Source organism: Bradyrhizobium genomosp. III (genome assembly GCF_000261705.1).
Taxonomy (GTDB): domain Bacteria; phylum Pseudomonadota; class Alphaproteobacteria; order Rhizobiales; family Xanthobacteraceae; genus Bradyrhizobium; species Bradyrhizobium ottawaense.
Map to the genome: position 1 here is coordinate 1 of NZ_AJQF01000358.1, position 5,830 is coordinate 5,830.

The following is a 5,830-nucleotide window of genomic DNA, read 5'->3' on the forward strand; positions in this document are numbered from 1 at the left end:
ATTGAGGGCGTGACGCGAAGCGCAAAGCTCGGGCGGAACGCGCCGCGAGGATGCAAAGGTGTGTCTATTGAACAAAGGACTCGTGCCCCGGACGCAGCGCAGCGGCCCGGCGATGCGCAGCATCGTCCGGGGTGGAGCGCTGCAGAGCCCGGGCCCATCTTGCCGCGTGCCGTGCCACATCGCTTGCGCGATGCAGCGCCGTCCGGGACACGGAGGCCTTCGCCAGGAAGGGGAGAGAGCGCGCGCCTAACCCGCGCCAGCGCGCTTCTTCTGCCAGACCAGGTGCACCGCGCAGGTGCAGCCCGGCGGATGCGAGGCGAGATCCTTCGACGTCTCGTCATTCGCCGCCGTTGCCGCAAAGCCCTTGTCGCTGTCCTCTCGCGACGGGATGTAGTTCAGCACCGGCGCGAGCCAGCGCTCGGTTTCCGCGACGCTCATGCCCTTGCGTGCGGCATAGTCCTCGACCTGGTCGCGCTCGATCTTGCCGACGCCGAAATAATAGCTTTCGGGGCTGGCGAAATAGAGCCCGGACACAGAGGAGCCCGGCCACATCGCAAAGCTCTCGGTCAGCTTCACGCCACAGCTGGCTTCCGCATCGAGCAGCTCGAACAGCGTCGCCTTCTCGGTGTGGTCGGGCTGCGCGGGATAGCCCGGCGCGGGGCGGATGCCCTGATACTTCTCGAGGATCAGCTCGTCGTTGGAGAGCGTCTCGTCCGGCGCGTAGGCCCAGAATTCGCGGCGCACGCGGGCATGCATGCGCTCGGCGAAGGCTTCGGCGAGACGGTCGGCCAGCGCCTTGCACAGGATCGAGGAGTAGTCGTCATTGGCCATCTTGAAGCGGTCGGCAACCGCGTCCTCGCCGATGCCTGCCGTGACGACGAAGCCACCGACATAGTCGGGCACGCCCGCGGGCGCGACGAAGTCGGCGAGCGCGGCATTAAACCGACCTTCGCGCTTCTCGAGCTGCTGGCGCAGCGTGTGCAGCGTCGCGATCTTCTTGGTCCGGCTCTCGTCGGCGTAAACAGCGATATCGTCGCCGTCCGCGTTCGCCGGCCAGAAGCCGATCGTCGCGCGCGCCCGGAACCACTTTTCCTTGACGATAGTGTCGAGCATTTTTCGCGCGTCGTCATAGAGCGAGCGCGCGACCTCGCCGACCTTGGCATCGTCGAGGATGGCGGGGAAGCGCCCCGCGAGCTCCCAGGTCTGGAAGAACGGGGTCCAGTCGATGCAGTCGACCAGTTCGGCGAGATCGTAGTCGTCAAAGCTGCGGATGCCGAGGAAAGTCGGCTTCACCGGCTTGCTTTTGGCAAAGTCGACCGGCACGCGGTTGGCGCGCGCTGCCGCGAGCTTCAGGCGCTTCTTGTCGGCCTGGGCGCGCAGATGCGCGTCCGAGATCTTGGCGTATTCGGCGCGCACCTCGGCGGCATAGGCTTCGCGCTTCTCGGGCGAGAGCAGCGAGGACGCAACGCCGACGGCGCGGCTGGCGTCGTTGACATGCACGACGGGGCCGGCCCGATAGCTCGGGTCGATCTTGACTGCGGTGTGCACGCGGCTCGTGGTGGCGCCGCCGATCAGGAGCGGCAGCTTGAGGCCCTCGCGCTGCAATTCGCCGGCGAAGAACGCCATCTCGTCGAGCGAGGGCGTGATCAGGCCGGAGAGACCCACGATGTCGGCCTTCTCCGCCTTCACGGTCTCGACGATCTTTGCGGCGGGCACCATCACGCCGAGGTCGATGACCTCGAAATTGTTGCACTGGAGCACGATGCCGACGATGTTCTTGCCGATGTCGTGGACGTCGCCCTTGACGGTCGCGAGCACGATCTTGCCGGCGGACGAGGAGCCCTCGGTGCCGATGCCGTTGGCGAGATTGCGCGCCTTCTCTTCTTCCATGAACGGCATCAGCCAGGCCACCGCCTGCTTCATCACGCGCGCGGACTTCACCACCTGCGGCAGGAACATCTTGCCGTCGCCGAAGAGGTCGCCGACCACGTTCATGCCGGCCATCAGCGGGCCCTCGATCACGTCGAGCGGACGCGAGGACGCCTTGCGGGCCTCCTCGGTGTCCTGCTCGATGAACTCGGTGATCCCATGCACCAGCGAATGCGACAGCCGCTTCGCGACCGGCCATTCGCGCCAGGCGAGATCGGCTTCCTTGGTCTGGGTCTTGTTGCCGCGGAATTTTTCGGCGAGTGCCAAGAGACGCTCGGACGCGCCCGGGTCGCGGTTGAGCACGACGTCTTCGCAGACCTGGCGCAGCTCGGCATCGATGTCGTCATAGACGATCATCTGGCCGGCATTGACGATGCCCATGTCCATGCCGGCCTTGATGGCGTGATACAGGAACACCGAGTGCATGGCCTCGCGCACCGGCTCGTTGCCGCGGAACGAGAACGACAAATTGGAGACGCCGCCCGAGATGTGGGCGCCGGGCAGGTTCTGGCGGATCCAGCGCGCCGCCTCGATGAAGTCGACGCCGTAATTGTTGTGCTCCTCGATGCCGGTCGCGATCGCGAAGATGTTCGGATCGAAGATGATGTCCTCAGGCGGGAAGCCGACCTTGTTCACCAGGATGTCGTAGGCGCGCTTGCAGATCTCGGTCTTGCGCGCGAACGTGTCGGCCTGGCCGACCTCGTCGAACGCCATCACGACCACAGCCGCACCATGGCGGCGGGCGATCTTGGCCTCAAAGATGAACTTCTCCTCGCCTTCCTTCATCGAGATCGAGTTGACGACCGGCTTGCCCTGCACGCATTTCAGGCCGGCTTCGATCACCGAGAACTTGGAGGAGTCCACCATCACGGGGACGCGGGCGATATCGGGCTCGGCGGCGACGAGATTGAGGAACGTCACCATCGCGGCTTCAGAGTCGAGCAGGCCCTCGTCCATGTTGACGTCGATGATCTGCGCGCCGTTCTCGACCTGGTCGCGCGCGACCTGCAGTGCGGCGGTATAGTCGCCAGCGGTGATCAGCTTGCGGAAACGGGCCGAGCCGGTGACGTTGGTGCGCTCGCCGACGTTCACGAACGGGATCGCGTCGGTCAGGATGAAGGGCTCGAGGCCGGAGAGCCGCAGGCGCGGTTCGATCTCCGGCACGATGCGCGGCTTGTGCGGGGCGACGCTAGCTGCGATCGCGGCGATATGCTCCGGCGTGGTGCCGCAGCAGCCGCCGACGATGTTGACGAGGCCGGACGCAGCGAACTCGCCGACCAGGCGCGCCATATATTCCGGCGTCTCGTCATACTGGCCGAATTCGTTGGGCAGGCCGGCGTTCGGGTAAGCGCAGACCAGCGTGTCGGCGACGCGGCCGATATCGGCGATATGGGCGCGCAGATCTTCAGCGCCGAGCGCGCAGTTGAAGCCGATGGTGACGGGTTTTGCGTGCCGCACCGAATTCCAGAACGCCTCGGGCATCTGGCCCGAGAGCAGGCGGCCGGATTTGTCGGTGATGGTGCCCGACACCATCACGGGCATGTCGATGCCGCGCGCTTCGGTGATCTCGGCGATCGCATAGAGCGCCGCCTTGGCGTTCAGCGTGTCGAAGATGGTCTCGACCAGCAAGAGGTCGACGCCGCCGTCGAGCATGCCGTTGATCTGCTCGCCATAGGACTTGCGCAGATCGTCGAAGGTGACGGCGCGGTAGCCGGGATTGGAGACGTCGGGCGAGATCGAGGCGGTGCGGTTGGTCGGGCCGATGGCGCCGGCGACGAAGCGCGGCTTGCCGTCCTCGGCCTCGACGCGCCGCGCGGCGTTGCCGGCGAGGCGGGCGCCTTCGCGCGCCATCTCGTAGACGATGTCGGTGAGGTCGTAATCGGCCTGCGCGATCGACGTCGTGGAGAAGGTGTTGGTCGCGACGATGTCGGCGCCGGCGCGCAAATACGCCGCGTGGATATCCTCGATCGCCTGCGGCTGGGTCAGGATCAACAGATCGTTGTTGCCGCGCAGGTCACGATGAAAATCCTTGAACCGATCGCCGCGGAAGGCAGCCTCGTCGAACTGGAGGTTCTGGATCATCGTGCCCATGGCGCCGTCGAGCACGAGAATGCGCTCGCGCGCGGCGTTCAGCAGGGCAGTACGTTTCGCGGAAACAGGTACGGTCATGTTGTCTCAGGCCGCTTTCTGGGCGCTCTTGGCGCGAATGCCGAGCAAATGGCTGATCGCGAACACGAGATCGGCGCGGTTCATGGTGTAGAAATGGAAAGTGTCGACGCCGTGCTTGGCGAGCTTCTGCACCTGGCCGGCCGCGACGGTTGCGGCCACCAGCTTGCGGGTCTCGGCGTCCTCGTCGAGGCCTTCGAATTTCGCGGCGAACCAGTCCGGCACGGTGGTGCCGGCGCGCGTCACGAAATTGCGGGCCTGCTTGAAATTGTGCATGGGCATGATGCCCGGCACGATCGGGATGTCGATGCCGCGCGCCTGCACGCGGTCGAGATAGCGGAAGTAGAGGTCGTTGTCGAAGAACACCTGGGTGATCGCGCGGGTCGCGCCGGCATCGACCTTGGCCTGCAGCGTGTCGATATCATCATCGAAGTCGCGCGCTTCGGGGTGCTTCTCGGGATAGGCGGACACGGACACTTCGATGTCGGCATGCCGCTTCTTGATCCCCGCGACGAGCTCGGCCGAGCTCTGATAGCCGTCGGGATGGCTGGCATAGGGCGTGCCGATGCCGCCGGCGGGATCGCCGCGCAGGCCCACGATATGGCGGACGCCGACCTCGTGATAGCGGTCGACGATCTCGTCGATCTCGCCGCGCGAGGCACCGACGCAGGTCAGGTGCGCCGCCGGCAGCAGCGCGGTCTCCTTCAGGATGCGGGCAATGGTCGAATGGGTGCGCTCGCGGGTCGAGCCGCCGGCGCCGTAGGTCACCGAGACGAATTTCGGGTCGAGCGGAGCGAGCCGGTTGATGGTCTCCCAGAGATTGCGCTCCATATCTTCCGTCTTGGGTGGAAAGAACTCGAAGGAGATCGCAGGCCGCTTCAGGTGCCCGTCTTGCCCGTCGGCTCGGGCAGGAATCGTCAGATCGGTCATGGCACCACTCGCTCCAGATGTGTCGCCAGATCCTGGCGGCCGACGGTCAGGTCTTGCTTGGGAGAGCCCAAGATAGGGCAAAGGCGGTCCGATCGACAGCCCATCATGGATGGGAAATGGCCCACTTCTGGCAACAATAGATGAATTATTGAGCGTCTATCGATTTGAGTGGGATGTCGATGAACCAACAATAATATAGCTATTTCAATTAGTTGGCAGAAAACTGAGGACCGACCGGGGCGGGCACGGTAGGTGGGCAATATGAAAGAAGTGTTGTTTGGACTGCTCTTGGCCCACCGCCTCGCTTCGGTCGACTGCGTGGGCTCGCGGTCTGCACACGTCAGATCTGCGCAGCCGCCCCATTGTCGCCGCGCGGCCCTCCACTAGGTTAGCGCGCCATGATCCCGCTCTCAGTCCTCGACCTCTCCGTCGTCACCACAGGCACCAGGCCCGCCGCGGCGCTGCGCAACAGCATCGACCTGGCGCGCCATGTCGATGGGCTCGGCTATGTCCGCTACTGGCTCGCCGAGCATCACAACCTCGCCTCGGTCGCGAGTCCCGCGCCAGACGTCATGATCGGCCAGATCGCGGCGGTGACGAAGCATATCCGCGTCGGCTCCGGCGGGGTGATGCTGCCCAACCACGCCCCGCTGGTCGTCGCCGAGCGATTCAAGATGCTGGAGGCGCTGTTTCCCGGCCGCATCGACCTCGGCCTTGGCCGGGCGCCCGGCACCGATGGCGCCACCGCCTATGCGCTCCGGAGCCGGCTCGACCGCCGCGAGGGCGATGATTTCCTGGAGCGGCT

Annotated in this window: 3 protein-coding genes; 1 reads left to right on the forward strand and 2 read right to left on the reverse strand. The window is 65.4% G+C overall.

What is annotated here, in order from left to right:
* Positions 1–246 precede the first annotated feature (246 nt).
* Positions 247–4,098, reverse strand: a complete 3,852-nt coding sequence (gene metH, locus IC66_RS0129030) for a methionine synthase (RefSeq protein WP_038950020.1) — start codon at positions 4,096–4,098, stop codon at positions 247–249.
* 6 nt (positions 4,099–4,104) lie between these two features.
* On the reverse strand, positions 4,105–5,025 hold the full coding sequence (metF, locus tag IC66_RS0129035) for a methylenetetrahydrofolate reductase [NAD(P)H] (RefSeq protein WP_038950021.1): 921 nt from the start codon (positions 5,023–5,025) through the stop codon (positions 4,105–4,107).
* 398 nt (positions 5,026–5,423) lie between these two features.
* On the opposite strand from metF, the gene IC66_RS0129040 reads away from it, so the two are divergent.
* On the forward strand, positions 5,424–5,830 hold a 407-nt coding region (locus tag IC66_RS0129040), incomplete at its 3' end, for an MsnO8 family LLM class oxidoreductase (RefSeq protein WP_038950023.1).

What these genes read in the sequence shown, in the direction of transcription:
- metF (WP_038950021.1), bottom strand. Translation starts at nt 5,025, where the DNA reads ATGACCGATCTGACGATTCCTGCCCGAGCCGACGGGCAAGACGGGCAC.
- metH (WP_038950020.1), bottom strand. Translation starts at nt 4,098, where the DNA reads ATGACCGTACCTGTTTCCGCGAAACGTACTGCCCTGCTGAACGCCGCG.